18 protein-coding genes are annotated in these 17,160 nt (G+C 51.0%); 6 read left to right on the top strand and 12 right to left on the bottom strand.

Annotated features, from left to right (window positions below):
* The first annotated feature begins 167 nt into the window (after positions 1-167).
* Both JUF22_RS10845 and JUF22_RS10840 read left to right on the top strand, forming a co-directional pair.
* The gene (locus tag JUF22_RS10845; protein ID WP_203646207.1) at positions 168-1,673 is read left to right on the top strand and encodes an MDR family MFS transporter; all 1,506 of its coding nucleotides are present in this window, start codon (positions 168-170) and stop codon (positions 1,671-1,673) included.
* Complete coding sequence (locus tag JUF22_RS10840) at positions 1,673-2,395, top strand: DUF4811 domain-containing protein (RefSeq protein WP_203646206.1); 723 nt, start codon at positions 1,673-1,675, stop codon at positions 2,393-2,395. The genes JUF22_RS10845 and JUF22_RS10840 overlap by 1 nt, the downstream gene beginning before the upstream one ends.
* An 861-nt stretch (positions 2,396-3,256) precedes the next feature.
* Here the strand turns inward: JUF22_RS10840 and JUF22_RS10835 are convergent.
* The gene (locus JUF22_RS10835) at positions 3,257-3,517 is read right to left on the bottom strand and encodes a MerR family transcriptional regulator (protein ID WP_236000771.1); all 261 of its coding nucleotides are present in this window, start codon (positions 3,515-3,517) and stop codon (positions 3,257-3,259) included.
* Between the two features lie 166 nt (positions 3,518-3,683).
* On the opposite strand from JUF22_RS10835, the gene JUF22_RS10830 reads away from it, so the two are divergent.
* Both JUF22_RS10830 and JUF22_RS10825 read left to right on the top strand, forming a co-directional pair.
* On the top strand, positions 3,684-4,388 hold the full coding sequence (locus JUF22_RS10830; RefSeq protein ID WP_203646205.1) for an AzlC family ABC transporter permease: 705 nt from the start codon (positions 3,684-3,686) through the stop codon (positions 4,386-4,388).
* Positions 4,379-4,711, top strand: coding sequence for an AzlD domain-containing protein (locus tag JUF22_RS10825; RefSeq protein WP_203646204.1), 333 nt, complete (start codon positions 4,379-4,381; stop codon positions 4,709-4,711). Before JUF22_RS10830 ends, JUF22_RS10825 begins: the two co-directional genes overlap by 10 nt.
* 657 nt (positions 4,712-5,368) lie before the next feature.
* Here the strand turns inward: JUF22_RS10825 and JUF22_RS10820 are convergent.
* From JUF22_RS10820 to JUF22_RS10775, 10 genes are all read right to left on the bottom strand, one after another.
* Entirely contained in the window at positions 5,369-6,640 is a 1,272-nt protein-coding gene (locus tag JUF22_RS10820; protein ID WP_203646203.1) for a uracil-xanthine permease family protein, read from the bottom strand.
* Between the two features lie 210 nt (positions 6,641-6,850).
* Positions 6,851-8,041 (bottom strand): MFS transporter, encoded by a 1,191-nt coding sequence (locus tag JUF22_RS10815; protein ID WP_203646202.1) that lies wholly within the window; start codon positions 8,039-8,041, stop codon positions 6,851-6,853.
* A 29-nt stretch (positions 8,042-8,070) separates the two neighbouring features.
* Positions 8,071-8,478: a hypothetical protein gene (locus tag JUF22_RS10810; protein WP_125765184.1), complete on the bottom strand. Its 408-nt coding sequence runs from the start codon at positions 8,476-8,478 to the stop codon at positions 8,071-8,073.
* Positions 8,479-8,521: 43 nt separating this feature from the next.
* Positions 8,522-9,040 carry a GNAT family N-acetyltransferase gene (locus JUF22_RS10805; RefSeq protein WP_203646201.1) on the bottom strand — a complete coding sequence of 173 codons (519 nt, stop codon included), beginning with the start codon at positions 9,038-9,040 and terminating at the stop codon, positions 8,522-8,524.
* 14 nt (positions 9,041-9,054) lie between these two features.
* On the bottom strand, positions 9,055-9,507 hold the full coding sequence (locus JUF22_RS10800) for a MarR family winged helix-turn-helix transcriptional regulator (RefSeq protein ID WP_203646200.1): 453 nt from the start codon (positions 9,505-9,507) through the stop codon (positions 9,055-9,057).
* Positions 9,508-10,204: 697 nt separating this feature from the next.
* Complete coding sequence (locus JUF22_RS10795; protein ID WP_125765187.1) at positions 10,205-10,792, bottom strand: GNAT family N-acetyltransferase; 588 nt, start codon at positions 10,790-10,792, stop codon at positions 10,205-10,207.
* Positions 10,793-11,145: 353 nt separating this feature from the next.
* Positions 11,146-12,342 carry an MFS transporter gene (locus JUF22_RS10790; protein WP_203646199.1) on the bottom strand — a complete coding sequence of 399 codons (1,197 nt, stop codon included), beginning with the start codon at positions 12,340-12,342 and terminating at the stop codon, positions 11,146-11,148.
* 481 nt (positions 12,343-12,823) lie between these two features.
* Complete coding sequence (locus JUF22_RS10785) at positions 12,824-13,600, bottom strand: DUF1003 domain-containing protein (RefSeq protein ID WP_203646198.1); 777 nt, start codon at positions 13,598-13,600, stop codon at positions 12,824-12,826.
* Positions 13,601-13,607: 7 nt separating this feature from the next.
* Complete coding sequence (locus JUF22_RS10780) at positions 13,608-14,495, bottom strand: RluA family pseudouridine synthase (protein ID WP_203646197.1); 888 nt, start codon at positions 14,493-14,495, stop codon at positions 13,608-13,610.
* 15 nt (positions 14,496-14,510) lie between these two features.
* Complete coding sequence (locus tag JUF22_RS10775) at positions 14,511-14,828, bottom strand: biotin/lipoyl attachment domain-containing protein (RefSeq protein ID WP_203646196.1); 318 nt, start codon at positions 14,826-14,828, stop codon at positions 14,511-14,513.
* Between the two features lie 282 nt (positions 14,829-15,110).
* Between JUF22_RS10775 and JUF22_RS10770 the strand changes: the two genes are divergently transcribed.
* Positions 15,111-15,350: a Sec-independent protein translocase family protein gene (locus JUF22_RS10770; RefSeq protein WP_203646195.1), complete on the top strand. Its 240-nt coding sequence runs from the start codon at positions 15,111-15,113 to the stop codon at positions 15,348-15,350.
* Positions 15,351-15,449: 99 nt separating this feature from the next.
* Here JUF22_RS10770 and JUF22_RS10765 read toward each other — a convergent pair whose 3' ends face one another.
* Entirely contained in the window at positions 15,450-16,061 is a 612-nt protein-coding gene (locus tag JUF22_RS10765) for a TetR/AcrR family transcriptional regulator (RefSeq protein ID WP_203646194.1), read from the bottom strand.
* A gap of 121 nt (positions 16,062-16,182) precedes the next feature.
* Between JUF22_RS10765 and JUF22_RS10760 the strand changes: the two genes are divergently transcribed.
* Complete coding sequence (locus JUF22_RS10760) at positions 16,183-17,073, top strand: NAD(P)H-binding protein (protein WP_203646193.1); 891 nt, start codon at positions 16,183-16,185, stop codon at positions 17,071-17,073.
* Positions 17,074-17,160 lie beyond the last annotated feature (87 nt).

Genomic DNA, 17,160 nt, shown 5'->3' with positions numbered 1-17,160 from the left:
GGTTAAATGAAAACGGTTGTAAAATTTAAGAGTTCTTCTCAGATTGATGTATCCTTTTCTCCAACTAGTATAGATATTTTAAAAAGGATGTCAAGCTAGTTGACAAAGATAGCAAATCTGCGTATAGTTATTGCAGAATTAATTTTAAGAAAAAGAGGGAATTATAATTGGGAAATGCAATTGATACCAACGGAAAGTCCTACAACCGGACGCTATTAGTCGTCCTACTGTTGATTGGAACTTTCTGTACGGTACTGAATCAAACTATCTTAAGTACCGCCTACCCAACTCTGATGAAGGCCTTTGATGTTTCGACCTCCACCGTACAATGGTTAACGACCGGTTTCTTACTGGTTAACGGGATCATGATCCCAATTAGTGCGTGGTTACTCACGACGATCAGTTCAAAATGGCTGTACATTGGGGCCATATCGACCTTCTTAGTCGGTACCATTCTCTGCTGGTCCGCCGTCAGCTTCCCAATGTTGCTGATTGGCCGGCTCATCCAAGCCGTTGGGGTCGGGGTTTCCATGCCATTACTGCAAACCTTGATGCTGACCATCTTCCCCGCTAACAAACGTGGGACTGCCATGGGGCTTGCCGGAATCGTTATTGGCCTGGCACCCGCCATTGGGCCAACCTTATCCGGGTGGGTCATTGACAACTGGACTTGGCGTGACCTCTTCGGGATGATCATTCCAATCGTTGCCGTGGTTGTTATCGCTAGTTTCTGGATTATGCACAGCGTTCTGGAAACCCACAAGGAACCATTAGATATCTTATCTGTTATCTTATCCACGATTGGTTTCGGGAGCATGCTATACGGGTTCTCCTCCGTTGGTGACGACGGTTGGGGCAGTGCCATTGTCCTCTCCACGTTAGCCATCGGGTTCATCTTCGTAGGCCTCTTCATCTGGCGTCAATTGACCATGAAGGATCCGTTCTTGAACTTCCGGGTTTACAAATCAAAAGAATTCACCATCTCTGCAATTCTGAGTTCCGTGGTCAACATGGCCATGGTCGGAGTCGAAATGGTCATTCCCCTTTATCTGCAAATGGTTAAAGGGATGTCGGCCTTCCATTCTGGGTTGACCCTGTTAGCTGGGGCCCTCATGATGGGGATTATGAGTCCCATTACTGGGCGTGCATTTGACCGTTTCGGGGCTAAACGCTTGGCCACGATGGGGATGTTCCTCTTGACGATTGGGACCTTACCATTCGTCTGGATCACCAAGGATACGTCAACGCTGTACATCGTCTTGCTGTACGCCCTGCGGATGTTTGGGATTGCCATGGTCATGATGCCAACGACCACTGCTGGGATGAACGCCTTACCACTGAACATGATTTCTCATGGGACCGCCGTCAACAACACACAACGGCAAGTCGCTAGTTCTGTTGGGACCGCCATTCTGATCAGTGTCTTGACCAACGTGACTAAGGGGCAAATGCCCGCCAAGCACGTCTTGACGACCAACCCGTTGAGCTACGCTAATGGTGCTATCAACGCGACCTTGTCCGGTTACCACGCCGCCTTCTGGATTGCCGTTGGCTTCTGTGTGGTCGCCTTAGTCGTTGCCTTCTTCATGAAGGGCAGCAACCGCTCCGTCCATTTAGCCGATAAGAATGCGCAACAAGAAAATGCGGAAGCTACCGAAGGAGGTGCCGCCTAATGATTATCTTTTCAATGATTATTTGCGCCGTCCTGTCCTTTGTCTTCTACGTTTACGTGCAGAACCGGCCACTCAGCAATATCCTGACCGCCGTTGCCGTCATCGGCCTGCTGACTAGCATCTTCTTCATGGTGAAAAATGACCATGACCACTACGGGATGCACCAGGTCACCAAGACCTCAACGCAACAGATCTACACCGCTTCCCCCTCGAAGCAACTGCCAATGATGCTGTACCAACCCATTGGCACGGCCAACAAGCACCAGGTCTACGTTTACAAGACCAGTGCCAACGCCAAGAAGACCAGTCACACGGCTGCTAAGGTCACGACTAAAAACGTGGTCAAGCGCACGACCGGCACCAACCGAATCGTCACGAAAAAGACGTACTGGGAATTCAAGAGTGGCGCTGCCAGCTTCTGGTTTGGCCTGTCCGGTAACGGGCACACCTACGTGAAGGAAGCCAACACGATCTACATCAACAAGAACTGGACCGTGTTGAGTGCCACCCAGGCTAAGCAATTGCAAAAGATGGCGAAGTCCAAGAGCTTCCAAGCTAAGCAAAAGGCCGCTGCCACGGTTTACGTCAAGAAGGCTGTGATGGCCGCCATGACCAAGAACCCAACCATGTCCGCTGCGCAACAAAAGAAGGTCACGCAACAGGCTGCCGCTGCTTTCCAAGCACAAGCGATGAAGCAGTTGATTGCTCAGATCAAGAAATAAGCATGATTAAAAGCACGTTCAGTCCAATCCCGTGAGGTTGGTCCGAACGTGCTTTTTGCATCCGGTAATTGATGATAGTTGGCAACATGGTCTCTCGCCAGCGCCTTACCGGGCGGGCAAAATAAACCGTGACGCTGTGGGCGGACGCCTGAAGCCAAAGTGCGGTCTTCAGACTTGCTTTGAACCTCTGAGAACCGAGTTTCAAAGACACCAATTATCTAAGTGGCAAAGCCCACCACTAAGATAATTCCCACGGCTGAGTTTATTTTGCCCGCCCTCACGGCTCCTGTGGTGTGGATTGGCAACTTTTGCGGTGGATTGGCTGCAGAACGCCGTCATCCCCATGAAGGTTGTCATATGTTGAGGTAATCATCCTTAACTAGAAACACCTAAGCTGCTTAATTTAGCTTAGGTGAGCGGTCAGAGACAGCTCAAGGTGTCCTCCGTAGCCCATAAGACAACCTTGAAAACTCGCGGAATACAGAGAGGCTTCAAGAAAATCGTCCCTCACAGTCTGAGTCCAAATACACTAGTTAAAGATGAAAAGAACGAGCTGTTTTCCTTTGCCTGTGTGAGCGACCAGAGGTGGTTTTGCGGACTTCGCTGTGTCGATGGCCTTAGCCGGGGTTTCTCACCCGGGTTAGGCCATGGGGCGACCTGGGAAACTCGGGTCTTTCGAGGTTTCCAGGCGAGACGGAGGACCGCTTCTCAGGCCGCAGTCGTCCCCCACAGCGTGGGGAGCAAAGGACCACCGCCGGGAGTGCAGTTCAAACACCAAGGCAAAAAGAAAAGCAGCTCACGGGCTGGACCCGCGGAGCTGCTTAGTGGTACATTTTACCGATTCATTACCTTAATGACTTGCTAATTCACCTGAGTTAACTGCGTTTGGCCCTTACGGCAACGTGGTAATAACCCGGATAAGTCGTCTAAAGACGTCCCGTTATCCTGAAAACATTGAATCATGTCGATCCAGTACAAATCTGAATCATCGAATTCCGTGACGGAATGTTCCTTCCCTAAAAGTCCATTCTTCACGTAATCCTCAATGCGGCTTGCGTCAACGTGTGCTGATGCTGCCAATTCAGTTAAGTTCATCTTCATCGCCCATACCCTCACTTTCATTCAACATCAATGAGAGTATCATACAACCACCTTTACCGAAATGCAACCTTTTCAGTTCAAAAAATTTACATGACAATCTTACGAATAAATTACGGGTTTACGCAGCCATAAGTTAGCGCTAAACTTGAAATTAAAAACTAATTAGAGAACAGAAAGGAAGTCTCTTATGAGTCCTTCACTCACCTTTCGGACCGGGGTTCGTGACGTCCTCCCCACCGTCTTTGGCTATATCGGGGTAGGCCTAGCTTTTGGCATCGTCGCCCACACCAGTCACCTGAGTTTGTTAGTGGTCGCCGGGCTATCGTTTGTCGTCTACGCCGGTTCCGCGCAATTCATTATCACCAGCATGCTCCTGCTGCATGATCCGCTATCTGCTATTTTTATTTCGACCTTCCTGGTAAACTCGCGGATGATTCTGATGAGTACCAGTTTGGCGCAGTATTTCAAACACGAGTCCCTCACGCGTAACCTCTTGATTGGGACGCTGGTGACCGACGAAACCTTTGCCCTGGCCATGAACAAGCAAAATAAGACCAACGGCAAACTCAGCTTTGCTTGGCAGTCCGCGGCCAACGTGATCGCCTACTTAGTCTGGGGCCTATCGACCGTCGTCGGCGCCATCCTCGGCGGCCTGATTGCGGACCCCACCCGTTTTGGCTTTGATTTCGCCCTGACGGCGATGTTCATCGGCCTGGTCTACTTACAACTGATTAGTGACAAACATCTGGGAATGACCCTGCAATTGAGCGTCATGGCCTTCGTCGCGCTGGCCTATTACTTCCTGATTGGCGTGATGAGTCAAAACTTTGCCCTGCTAGTGGCGACCGTCGCCGGCTGTCTATTTGGAATGGAGTTGAAAAAATGTCGATAAGTCTAACTGAGCTCTGGGTCATCCTGGGTTGCGGGGCCATCACCGTCCTGTCACGGGTGCTCCCGTTTGCCTTTGTCAAATCACTGAACATGCCAGCGTGGCTGATCAGCTTTCTCTCCTTCGTGCCCATCACCATCATGACGGCGCTGTGCTGTGAGAGTCTATTCGTCGCCCACGCGGGACATTTAGCCACGCTCAACATCGCTAACTGCCTGGCAGCCATCCCCGCCACGCTAGCCGGCGTGCTGACCAAGAGTCTCCTGATGGTGGTCGTCGTGGGCATCATGGCCATGGCCGTCCTCCGCTACTTCTCTATTGGGTGAAATGGCTGTAATAGATTGTTGTAGACCGTTCCCGACGGTGGGTTCAAGGTTGCCTGCTGTGGGGAACGGCTCCAGCCTGAGGGGCGGTCTTCCGCCTCGCCTTGAAGCCTGAAAACCACAGTCTTCAAGGGCGTCCCATGCTCTAACCTGAGAGAACCACTCAGGTAAGACCATCGACACAGCTGTCAACCTTGACCCACCTCTGGTCACTGACAATCTGCTACACCATTTCAACTGAGCGCAGTACATGCTTAATCTAACAACCAAACAAAGCGACCACAGCCCTCCGTACATGGAGAATTGTGGTCGCTCTTTGTTTACACTTTATCATCATTGGCAGAATTTCTGAAGCACAAGCGCAACTGTACCCACACTATTTGGAACGAAGACCAGACAACTATAGCTAAATTCCACAACGATTAGTAACTCAAGCATGATGTCTGAGCGACCAGAGGCGGGTCAAGGTGCCCAGCTGTGTCGATGGCATTGGCTAGGGTCCTTTCCTAGCCTAGGGCATGGGCCGTCCTTGGAAACTCGTGATTCTCAACGAGGTTTCAAGACGAACCGGAAGACCGCCTGCTTTGGCTGGAGGTGGGCCCCACAGCAGGGCACCTTGAACCCGCCGTCGGGAGCGGAAATGTCATGACTGTATGGTTACTAATCGTTGTCTGGGAGGACCAGGTTTAAGACGATACCCAGCACCGCCGCCACTGCCAGCCCCGAAAACTCATACTGCCCAATCTTCAGGTAGGCGTTGCCGATTCCAATGACCAGAATGGCCGAGGCAATCATCAGGTTGCGTTTGCGATTGAAATCGACGTGCTTCTCAATCAGAATCCGCATCCCGCTGGAGGCAATCACCCCGAATAGTAGGAAGCTAATCCCACCAATCACGGGGTTCGGGATACTTTCAATCAGCGCGCTCAGCTTGCCGACAAAGCTAAAGATGACGGCGAAGACCGCGGCCCCAATCAGGACGTAGACACTGTGAACCCGCGTGATGGCCAGGACACCCACGTTTTCCCCGTAAGAGGTCACGGGTGGGCCCCCAACAAAGCTGGCAATAATCGAGGCGAGGCCATCCCCCGCTAACGTGTGCTGCAGGCCGGGGTCTTCGAAGAAGTTGCGGTGCGTCAGTTCATTTAGCACGGTAATGTGCCCGATGTGCTCGGTCATGGTCACGAACGCAATCGGTGCCAAACTGATCACGGCTCCCCAGTAGAAGTGCAGTGGATAGCTCAGTAGCGGGACCTCAAAGCTGGGCAGCTGGAACCAGGCCGCCTGCATGACCGGTTTGAAATTGACCAGGCCGACCGCCGTGGCAATCAGATAGCCCGCGATGATGCCCAGCAGGATTGGCACCAGCGACAGGAAGCCGCGTAAGTAGAGATTAAAACCAATCGTCAGCAGTAGCGTGGCCATCGCCACCGCAAAATACTGCCAGTGATACACACCGGCGCTGTCGACTGTGGCCTTCTGGGCGGCGCTACTTGCTAGTGACAGCCCAATCACCATGACCATCGGCCCGACCACGATTGGCGGCAGGGCCTTGTTGATCCAGTCCGACCCAATCATCGCGACCACCAGGGCCACAATCAGGTAAACGGCCCCGACCGCCAGCGTCCCCTGGGCAATCCCAGGATACCCGGTCGTCTTCATCAGCGCCACCATGGGCACGATGAAGGAAAAACTGGACCCCATGTACGCAGGAATTTTCCCCCGCGTGATCAAGATGTACATCAGGGTGCCGACACCGGAACTAAACAGCGCAATGCCGGGATTTAACCCGACGAGAATCGGGACCAGCACCGTGGACCCAAACATGGAAAATAAATGCTGAAGCGAGAGACCAAACCACTGACCCCAACTGGGCCGCTCCCAAATATCAATCAAGGCATCCGGATTGCGGTAACGCGTTGGTTCTTTCATGCACAAAGACCTCCAAGTTATGAGATAGAAAAAAAGGCACATCGCCTCCGTAAGGAAACGATGTGCCCACCCTTTTAGCCTAGACTTAGCCCGGCAACTGCCAGAACGTGCACCCTTCACTGCCTCACGGGACAACGTTAAAGGAATAGATTAGTACCTAGTATAGAGAGTCCGTCAAGCCAGGTCAACGCATTGTCTTAACTATCGTTTTTAGCCAATTAAGCGTTGATACCACCGATTGATAAGCCCCAAACCCATTAAGAGCAGCAGGCCAATGACAATTAGCGTGCCATTTGCCAGCCAGTCCGTGACGAAACCGAAGACAAAGCTCCCCACGGGCTGAAAGGCATCGATGGCCAGGAAAAGAATGCCAAACATCCGGCCCAAGAACTCCGGTGCCGTTAAATCTTGGGTGATGGTGATTGCCCGAATTTCAAAGCATGAATAGCAAAAACCGAAGACGCCGCTGACCGCCAGCAGGACCCAGTAATTGGCCCACACCCCAGCAACCAACAGGGCCACGGCGGCCAATATCAGGTCGGCATAGTTTTGCTGCCGCTTGGGTGGCCGGTGGTCCAGGGTCAACCGCAGTCCACCCAGGATGCCGCCGACCGCCAAAATCATTAGTAGGTAACTGTACCGTGCCGAATCGCCTCCGTACAGGTGATTGACGTTGTACGGCAAGACTAACCGTACCGCCGCATAGAGCACGTTGATCAGTCCGCCTAACACGATGGTTTCCACCAAGCCGGGCCGCTGCCACACGTAGCGCCAGCCCGTCAGCAGGCTTTCTTTCACGCCCAACCGGGAATCATCCTTGACCGGCTGGTGGTAGTGAATGCTGAGGTAAAAGAGAAACGACAGGAGAAAGGACGAGCCGTTGAGCACCAAGAATCCCCGCAGGTCGAGCCAGTGCATGGCCAGCAGCGCCCCACCAATCAGTGGCGCACAGATGTCGGCCAGATCAATCAGGGTGTTGCTGACGGCGTTGAACCGTTGCCGCCCCGCCAAGGTAATCAGTTCCGGAATCATGGCCTTGGCCGCTGGCAAACTAAACGCCAGCCCCACGTCCAAAATCACGGTCAAGGTAATCAACGGTCCCGCCGTGATGTGCTGGGGATCCAGCCACCAGGCACAGGCCAAACAACCAATCACGCTGAGCAACTCCGCGCTGACCACGATGCGTTTACGATTAAAGTTATCCACGACCACCCCACAGAGTAAATCGCCGAAAAATAAAACGACCCCACCGATGGCCTGAATAATCCCCAGTAGAGCCGCGTTGCCCGTGGCCTGCACCACGAACCAATTTAAACCGAATAAGTACAGCGTGCTACCTAGTCGCGAGACAAAGGGTGCGAGGAGGAGGGGCAGGTTAAATGCCTTGGTCGTCTGTTCCATGCGACCACCTCCAACTTGTCACGCCAAGACTAATCGACCATCCGCCAGTTACCCTCATCCGCTTTAGAAATATCATTTAAAAATTTTAAGACACGTTTGGCCCGGTTGGGTTGCTGTTCGTTCAAGACGTTCAGCCCGGCACCCGTCACCAGGGGTTGGCTCAATCGGAAATCGCCGTCAGCCGTTTCACCGGTCGCAAAGGCCATGACGGTCTCGCCCGATTCAATCTGCGTCGTCAGGAAGAACATCGTAAAGTCATCATCTTCCTGCATGTAGGCAGGCATCGCCCAGATACCGGGGGCAATCTCTTGCATCTCACCGGTCTCGGTACCATCGAGGAACTTGAATTCCTTGTGGTTGGCTTGCGTCACGGGCTCCTTCAGAACCAGCATCATCTTGGCGAAATCAGCGTCGCCCATTTGAATATTATCTTTCATGTCAGTCTCCTCAATGCGTCATTTTTTATTTACGTAAGCCTCATTATACCAGCGTCTTTTGTAAAATTAAATCACGTTGTTTTGAGGTTCCTAGCTGGAAGACGTGGTCGCCAATTTCCTTGAAGCCCATCGCCTCGTAAAACTTTTGGGCCGACGTATTATTTTCCCAAACGCCCAACCAAATGGCAGCTAACTGCAACGCCTGCGCTTTTTCCACGGCGTACTGGTACAGCTGCTTCCCCAGTCCCTGACGTTTGAATTCAGGCAGGATGTAGATCCGTTCAATTTCCAGGTTGCCATCGCCCTGCTCTTCGGACTGCGTAGGACCCCAGTTTAATTTCACGTACCCCGCCACCTGATCATCAACTAGGATGAAGGAAAATTGACTCGTCGGTTGTTGCATTTCCTGTAGGAGTTGGGCTTCGTTGTAACTGTCGTCCAAATACTTGGCCAAATCTGCCGGTGTGTTCACCGCGCCAAACGTGTCGGCAAATGTTGCCCGACTAACCGCCTGTAAAGCCTTTACGTCATCTGGGGTGCATAATTTAATTTTTCCTGTCATTGTTTTTGCTCCTTTTAATAAGTTCTGGTTTGTCCTTGTTTAACGGCGACCCAATCCTGCACGACGTTCGCGTCCACGCGTTCCAAGTAGCTCGCTAACTGTGCCGCCTCGGCCGGGGTGAATCCCTGGAGGGCGCGGTTGTTCGAGTAGTCATTTTCGCGTTTGACTAGCGGGTACACCTGCTCACCCTGCGCCGTGACGAACAGTCGCTTGATCTTGCGGTTCGTATCGTCCGGTCGCTTTTCCAAGACACCCGCAGTCGTCAGCTTCTGCACGGCCCTGGCCGCCGTTGTGCGGTCGACCCGCAACAGCTCGGCCAGTCGCTCTAAAATAATGCCGGGATGCTCGGCCACCCGGGCCAGGTAGAGATACTGGCCTTTAGTGAGCTGCACCCGTTGAAATTCATGATTCGCAATGGAATCCAAGGCCCGCGAAATGTTGCCCAGCGGTCGTAAAATTTCAGTCAATTCTTCCCCTCCTCGCCAAATCAATTGCCGTTCCCGGCGGTGGGCTCAAACCGCCCTGCTGTGGGGAACGCTGCCAGCCTGAGAAGCGGTCTGCCAGCTCGGCTTGAAACCTCGCAAGACCCGCGAGTTTCCAAGCACGTCCCGTGCTCTAAGCTGAGTAACCCCCTCAGCTAAGACCACCGACACAGCTGGTCAGTTTGGCCCACCTCTGGTCACTGACATTGATTACCTAGTCCCAATCTCACTCATGGCAACCTGCCTAAGTGAACTAATAACTATCGAATCGATGAAATTAGTGTAAATCAATTATGCTGTATTTGCAACAAAAAGTTTTGAATAATCTTTTGACAGCCTAAGAACACTAGTCAACCATTTATTCAGGAATACCTGTGACCGTCTTCTGTCAGCTACCAGTCTGAGAAAATGCGGACGTTGCCGGAGTGACCAGAGGTGAGCCAAGGCGCCCAGCTGTGTCGGCGGCCTTGGCCGGGGTTCTTGCCCGACCTAGCCCGCGGGACAACCTTTGAGACCGCTCTTGGGCTCAAAGTTGAGGTGGAAGCCCGCCTCTCAGGCTGGAACCGACCCCATAGCAGGGCGCCTTGAGCTCACCGTCGGGAACGAAATGCGCCACACATTGCCATTTTTCACGACTAAAAAGGCCACCCAACTAGTGCCGGGTGGCCTTACTAAAAATCACTTAGTTTGCGAGACGGACGCGTTCGCCAATCTCTAGTTGCATGTGGTAATACTCATGGTCCCCAATCATCTGTGTCCCGGTCACCTCGTAGCCCATGCGTTCATACAACCGCATCGCGCCAGGGTTTTCGAAATCGACGTTTAAGCCGATCACCGATTGCCGGTCTCGTTGGGCGTAAACGGGTAAGGCCCGCAACAACTGGCGGCCGATTCCCTTGCCCTGATGGTCCGGTGAGACAGCGAGTGAATCCAAGTACCATTCACCCGCTTCGGTCTCTGAGTCTAAATCAAATGGTTCGTCGAAAGCGGCACTATTAGCTGCCAGGCGAGTCATCACGTCATCTACAACGTCTTCTTTTTCGCCCGGATAGCCAAATGCTACCCCAACTACTTGGCCATTGGCCTCGGCCACCACCGTGGTTGCCGCACCGGACAAGTAAGTCCGCGTACGGTACGCCGCCGTGATGACCTTCAGTAAATCGGGGCCTGGAACGTCTTCCAGGTCGGTCAAAGCCATTTCGTCGTAGATCAAGTTCATCAGCGGTGCTATTTGAGGCGCATCCACTGGTCGAGCTTCACGAATTATCACAAAAAATCCTCCATTTCTAGTTCTCTCACTAGCCTACCGGAGCCCCGCGCCTTTGTCAACGAATTTGCTATGGGGCTGAACTGCTGACTGGGTTTGCTGTAAATTGCCGCCTGCGGCTTCCAGGAGGACACCTGCTGTGTTGAGGTGATTCGAAATAGCATAATTTCATCCCATGCTGGTCACGATTGAATGAACATAATCCCAGCTCTAATAATACTCAGTAAAACAGCTCTTACTCATGTAATTTGTGAGTGAGAGCTGTTCTCAAAGCCATGAATAAAAACATTGTGATGCCTCTTTCAGAGAAAGCTCTTCGCAAGTCGGACTGAATCCCTGTGAGTGTCTCTCTGGCTTCAAGCACGTAGTTTATCTCGTTCAAATACTTTAGAAAGCTCCATATACGAAAAGCCACAAATCATCGCCATTACTCCATACAATATAAGCAAAATTCGTCCACTTACAAACTGGAAAAGAAATGTCCCTACTGGCGCACCGATTGCATCCCCAATCAAAAATCCTGATTGTGCTAATCCTAAATAAACGACGGTTTCTTCCTTGGGAAACATATCATATTCCACTAGTTCTTTCAGTATAAAAAATCCTGTACCTTCGACAGACATTACGATAAAAGCAATCATAATCCAAATGTATTGATTTCGGGTCATTAACCCACAGAAGATAATGATACTCCCTGAAAACAGCTCAACAAGCCAAAAATAACGTGCTGGCTGCTTGTTAAAAATCGGTAGCTGAAACAGGAACGCGGACAGCATGGTCACCACCCCCAAGGAGGTAATGATGACACTTACCGCACCAACGTTATACCCAGTGGCTCGCAGTAGTGCAGGAGCAATCGGATCAACGATAGAAGTTGTTATTCCCATAAAGATGACAGCAACCAAATACGACAGACCCCGAACACGATTTACTGGCAATGCAAAGACCTTTGATTTCTTTTCAATTTTGATTTCACCATCTGCAGGAACGGAATTAGCCGGCAACAAAATTATTGCCATAGCTGTTGCCGCTAAGATTACAATGTACACGACGTTACTTGATGAAAAAATGAATAGGATCAGCCCCGTGACTAGCGTTGCTAGTAATGACGTAATCTGCATTATTGTGTATCGAGAAGAAATTAGGATCTGCTTGTCCTCCGGATTTTTATCCGACTCCGCATAAATCCACTTTCTCACTACTAAGATTAGAATAGCCGCTCCAAAACCTGAGATGCTGCCCGAGATAATAGCTATCCAGCTACTTTGAAAGAAGACTCTCAGAATCATACCTGTTGCGTAAATTAATCCAAGAATTTTCGCAACCTTTCTCAAACTCATTCCTTCTAATCTATTGGTTATCAAGAAAGAAAATGAGCCAGCAATGGCCATCGCCGAATATGCCAGCGAAAAGTTTATTAACTTGCCGTTTTGTTGAAAGTATAGAATTTGCGTATACTTTGAAATTCCCATAGAGAGATAAAACATTGTTATATAGATAAACAAGCTCTTATACTTTCTCAGTACGCCTACATAAAGTCTTACATTTTTCATCTCTTCACTTTCTTCTCAATTATTGACACAGCGCTCGGACCTGATCCGCGTAAATTTCATCCTGTTCAGTGAATCTATTTACAAAATCCTTATCAACCGGCATATTCAAATTAATCACACAGACGAGATAGTTATAAGGATGCGCATATATTATTAGCGTATTTACCATAACCTCTCACCTCACTCTTCAATAATTTCCGGCGATAACTGTAGCACCTTACCCGATTAAAAACTATTTTTCTGAATGGCTTAGGGATGGTAATGAACAAATAATTGCTAATCATTTACCATGATTTATCTTCAATCATAGACGGTCAGTTATTTGGTGCTTACAGCACAAAACCAGCGTTCAACCCCACAGAAATAGGCCCGGCGGTTAGCGCGAACGCTGACCGTCAGGCCTATCAAAAAAGATTTTACTTAATGGGCAACGTGCCCGGCGACTCGTTGGCCGAAGATTAAGCCAACAATAAATAAGAGACTAGCGGTGATCCACTTGCTCATGGTGAGACTCCCTTCGTTCTGCCGCATCAGGGGTGGCCTTGGCCTCCCGCAATTCGGCTAGTTCTTGACGAATTTCACCTAAAATTTCTAACTGAAACCGTTCGATCTCCATGGTGTGTGGGACCTGGTTCTGCGCCAAGTGATCGACCTTAGCGTGAAGTAACCGCAGTTCGTGCTCGGACTTGAGGTTCACGTGATAGTCGTTTTCGGCCATCATCCGGTCCCGGTCTGCGGAGCGGTTCTGGCTCATCATGATGATGGGTGCCTGAATCGCTGCGACACAGCTCAAGACTAAATTTAACAGAATGAAGGGGTAGTTGTCAAAGTTCGCCCCAAAGACGTGCAGGCCATTAACGATCATCCAGCCAATTAGGACGAACATGAAAACGAGGATAAAGCCCCATGAGCCCCCGAACCGGGCAACGTCATCGGACACCTTCTGGCCAAATGTGAGACTTTCCTTCAGGCTGTCGTTCACGTCGATGATGTCGTAGTCGTCGCTCTGCAGGGCCTTGGTCAATTTGTGATTAATCTTTTTTGTCTGCTTTAAATCGGCGTTGATCATCGCATCCACGTGGTCTAACCGGTATTTTAATAAATGATGCCCGCAAATGTAATCGGTCGGCTTGCTTTGGGGATAGTCGCGCTTGATGCGGTTCCGCAGCCCCACGTCCAGCTCCGCCAGCTGTAGGCTCGTCTCCAGCGAAATGGGGGCCCCATCGACTAAGCAGGTTAATTCGTCCGCCTCTGTCATTGTTTCGTCACTCCTCAGATAATTGTTGAATCAGGGCTTGCCAGTCAGCGGGTGGCGCACTGGTAAAGGCCCGATCTTCCCCGGTAAAGGGGTCCGTAAATGCCAACGTGTGGGCGTGCAGCGCCTGGCGCGTCATCCCCGCTAATTGCGGACCGCCATACAGCTCATCCCCGACTAAGGGATGGTCTAACGAGGCAAAATGGGCGCGAATCTGGTGCGTCCGCCCCGTATGTAATTTCACACGAACCAACGTGGCGTTTGGAAACCGCTTCTCGACCCAGTACTCCGTCTTCGCGGGCTTGCCGTCCGGGGAGACCATCTGGTTGTAGCCGGCCGGGTCGCTGGCTAACGGCGCATCAATGATGCCGTGGTCGTCAGGCAATTGACCACTGACCACCGCCAGATAGCGTTTATCCACCTGATGGGCCGCCTGTAGCTGACTCGCGAGGCTATTGGCCAAGCGGTGCCGGGCAACCCAGACCACCCCACTCGTAAAACGGTCCAGCCGCGTCAAAATGTGAGGTACCTGGTTCTCCGCGTCCTCGGCCAGCCAGTAACCCTTGATGCGGTTGACCAGCGTATCCGTGCGGTTAGCGGGTCCCGGCACCACGTTGAGGCCAGCGGGCTTGTCCACCACCAACCAGTCACGGTTTTCAAATAGCACCGTGATGGGCGTCTCACTCGTCGCCACGGCATCGTCCGCAACTTCGGCGGGTAAGCCGACCGTGACGGTGTCCCCCACATTTAAATCAACAGCTGGTGTGACCACCTGGCCGTTGACGCGGATGGTTCCCGCCTGCTTCAGGTCGCTGAAGACCCGGTGGCTGACCCCCTGATTATTTAAAAAACGTTTCAAACTGGTGACGGGCGTCGTCACCTGCCAGCTCAACTCCATGTTGGCCCTCCCTTTCTACTCATCGACTAGCTCAATCATCCAGTCGAGGGCATCGTTGTGTTCATTTAAGCGTTCCGGATGTTCTTCAAGCGCCTGGTTAATGGCCTGAATTCGACCAGCAAAGGGCGACCGCAACGTCAGGTCTTCCCGCTCACCGTGAACCACCATAAATGGCGTGCCCAACTTGATGCGCCCAGCCGTCACCAGCCAGGAAATCCGTGTGACGTCGCCGACCATCTCGCGACCATCGTCGGCAAACCCCAAGCGCAGGCGCCCCTCTTCATCGGGCGTTAACCACAGCGCATCCGCACTTGCTTCAATTCGATCAATCATTGTTGTCACCCCTTGCGCTTATTTTTTGTCCTATTCATCGTTTCCAGTACCTCCAACGACACCCGCCACCGTAGTAAAAACTTAACTAACCAGTTTCAGCTAACCAGCGGTGGCCGTCGTTAGGGGGCGAAACCTTTCAGGTTGGGCTAGTCACCGAATAATTAGCGACTAACGGCCACCTGTAATTACGTCCCATTTTACCATAGCCCCGGAAATCCCGGGAACCATTTCCCCCTTTCTCCGGAAAACTCTGTATAATGGGGGCATAAAGGGGGAGATATTATGATGACTGCCAATTTACTAACCGGTGGCTTAATTCTCATTACCGGGATTGCACTCATTATTTTTCTAGTGGCAAAATTAATTCCGCGCACGAACCACGACCACGACACCGCTGTTTTATTGGGGATATTCTTGGTGATTGGAATCGCACTGGTCGGCATGGGGGGATTCATCGGTATGGGCGGCTGGAGTAGCGCCATGATGGGCCACTGGAGCAGCGTAATGGGCTGCTGGCGTTAAGTTAGTCAATTTACAATTTAAATCGCACACTTTAACCGGTGACACTGAACTTAAAAGGATTTGATGGCAATGACCATCAAATCCTTTTTGTCGTTTCGATTAAATTTTTTCCTGGCACCAAGTCTGATAAACATCTGGCTGTAAAACAGCCCCCATAATCATGGCCGTTAAATCTGTCAATGCTTCCGGAGTATCCGGATAAAGGCCTGCACGAATTCCTTCTACATAGTGAAAGACGGGACGCGCAAGAAAATAGCGAATAAAGTTCTGATTAGTCTCCCGCAAGACATGCTGGTCGACGCCCGTTTGGATCAGTTGCTGAATCCGTTGATTTGCCAAGTCATCTCGTTTCAGGCCCCATTTGTGCTTCAATTCAATATCATCCAGCAACACTTGAAGAGCTGTCACCGTCTCCGGCTGGGCTAGGGCAAATTGATATAGTGCCTGTACACTGCTCATTAGCTGCGTGGTTAACGAATCTCGGTCCTGTAGGACGGCCACAACAGCCACACTCTGCTGATGGACGGTCATCCGATAAGTGGCCTCCAGCAACGCCTCTTTATTCTGAAAGTAAATATAGAGGTTCGATTGGGGAATCCCCGCTAACTTGGCCACCTTCGTCGTGGAGAAGTTGGCCACTCCCCCCTTTGCCAGAACTGATACAGCGGCATTTAACAAGCGATCATGTTTTTCTTCGTCTTTTAATTTCACGACTTATCATTTCCCTTTTCAGTTTTCTTTAGTTTACCAGTTGACAAAAGATAAGTCTATCTCTTATAATGATGGCACGTTAAAAGATAGACCTATACTTTATGAAAGAAGATCCTCATTTATGAAAATCACTTTAACTGGTTCCCTCGGTCATATCAGTAAACCCTTAGCGCAAACCTTAATCGCTGCTGGACATGACGTTACGATTATCAGTCACAGCGACAAACGGGCGGCCGACATTCGTGCATTAGGCGCCACGCCTGCCATTGGTAGCATCGCCGACCAGTCTTTCTTATGCCAAGCTTTCGCCGGAGCTGATGCCGTTTACCTCATGATCACCGCCGCTAATAATGACGCGGACATTTTTGCAGCCGGCCGCCAACAAGCTGAGGTCTACGCCCATGCCGTGAAGACTGCTGGTGTCAAACGAGTCGTTAACCTCAGTAGTGTCGGCGCCAATATGGGGCCGGAGGTTGGCGCACTCCATATTTACAATATCATCGAGGATGTCCTCACTCATGAACTACCCGACGTAAACCTGACCTTCTTGCGGCCAACTGCCATGTTCTACAACCTCTTCAGCAACTTGACCACCATTAAACAAAATCACACCATTTATACCAATAACAGTCTCACCAAGCCCACTTCATGGGTCGCGCCAGTCGACATCGTCCCCGTTGCCGCCGCAGCGTTAACGTCTGCAGCAACCGGGGTCACCTCTCAATACGTGGCTAGTGATGAAAAAAATTATACCGAAGTTACCGCCCTGCTAAGCCATGCTCTGGGTTTCGAGATTAAGCTGGTACAGATCAGCGACGACGCTATGGAACAAGCCTTACTTGCTAGCGGCATGTCTGCTAGCTTCGCCCACCAGTACGTCAAGATGACCGCCTATGAACGTGACAGCGACTTCTATGCTGATTATCGTGCCCACCACCCCGTACTGGGACTCACGAAACTAGCTGAATTTGTTAAAGACTTCGCCCACGTTTACCAAAAACAAGTCAATTAAGCCAGAAAAAGGGGCTGTGACATAAGTCTCCAAAATGAAAGCTGGTTGAGGAAAATCTTCGGATTTTCCTCAACCAGCTTTTTGGTA

It is taken from the genome of Levilactobacillus lanxiensis (assembly GCF_016861655.1).
Lineage (GTDB): Bacteria > Bacillota > Bacilli > Lactobacillales > Lactobacillaceae > Levilactobacillus > Levilactobacillus lanxiensis.
This window is presented reverse-complemented; position numbering and strand designations above follow the sequence as displayed.

What these genes read in the sequence shown, in the direction of transcription:
- JUF22_RS10780 (WP_203646197.1), bottom strand. Translation starts at nt 14,495, where the DNA reads ATGGAGTTGAGCTGGCAGGTGACGACGCCCGTCACCAGTTTGAAACGT.
- JUF22_RS10785 (WP_203646198.1), bottom strand. Translation starts at nt 13,600, where the DNA reads ATGACAGAGGCGGACGAATTAACCTGCTTAGTCGATGGGGCCCCCATT.
- JUF22_RS10830 (WP_203646205.1), top strand. Translation starts at nt 3,684, where the DNA reads ATGAGTCCTTCACTCACCTTTCGGACCGGGGTTCGTGACGTCCTCCCC.
- JUF22_RS10805 (WP_203646201.1), bottom strand. Translation starts at nt 9,040, where the DNA reads ATGACAGGAAAAATTAAATTATGCACCCCAGATGACGTAAAGGCTTTA.
- JUF22_RS10835 (WP_236000771.1), bottom strand. Translation starts at nt 3,517, where the DNA reads ATGAAAGTGAGGGTATGGGCGATGAAGATGAACTTAACTGAATTGGCA.
- JUF22_RS10840 (WP_203646206.1), top strand. Translation starts at nt 1,673, where the DNA reads ATGATTATCTTTTCAATGATTATTTGCGCCGTCCTGTCCTTTGTCTTC.
- JUF22_RS10810 (WP_125765184.1), bottom strand. Translation starts at nt 8,478, where the DNA reads ATGAAAGATAATATTCAAATGGGCGACGCTGATTTCGCCAAGATGATG.
- JUF22_RS10825 (WP_203646204.1), top strand. Translation starts at nt 4,379, where the DNA reads ATGTCGATAAGTCTAACTGAGCTCTGGGTCATCCTGGGTTGCGGGGCC.
- JUF22_RS10815 (WP_203646202.1), bottom strand. Translation starts at nt 8,041, where the DNA reads ATGGAACAGACGACCAAGGCATTTAACCTGCCCCTCCTCCTCGCACCC.
- JUF22_RS10760 (WP_203646193.1), top strand. Translation starts at nt 16,183, where the DNA reads ATGAAAATCACTTTAACTGGTTCCCTCGGTCATATCAGTAAACCCTTA.
- JUF22_RS10820 (WP_203646203.1), bottom strand. Translation starts at nt 6,640, where the DNA reads ATGAAAGAACCAACGCGTTACCGCAATCCGGATGCCTTGATTGATATT.
- JUF22_RS10775 (WP_203646196.1), bottom strand. Translation starts at nt 14,828, where the DNA reads ATGATTGATCGAATTGAAGCAAGTGCGGATGCGCTGTGGTTAACGCCC.
- JUF22_RS10790 (WP_203646199.1), bottom strand. Translation starts at nt 12,342, where the DNA reads ATGAAAAATGTAAGACTTTATGTAGGCGTACTGAGAAAGTATAAGAGC.
- JUF22_RS10770 (WP_203646195.1), top strand. Translation starts at nt 15,111, where the DNA reads ATGATGACTGCCAATTTACTAACCGGTGGCTTAATTCTCATTACCGGG.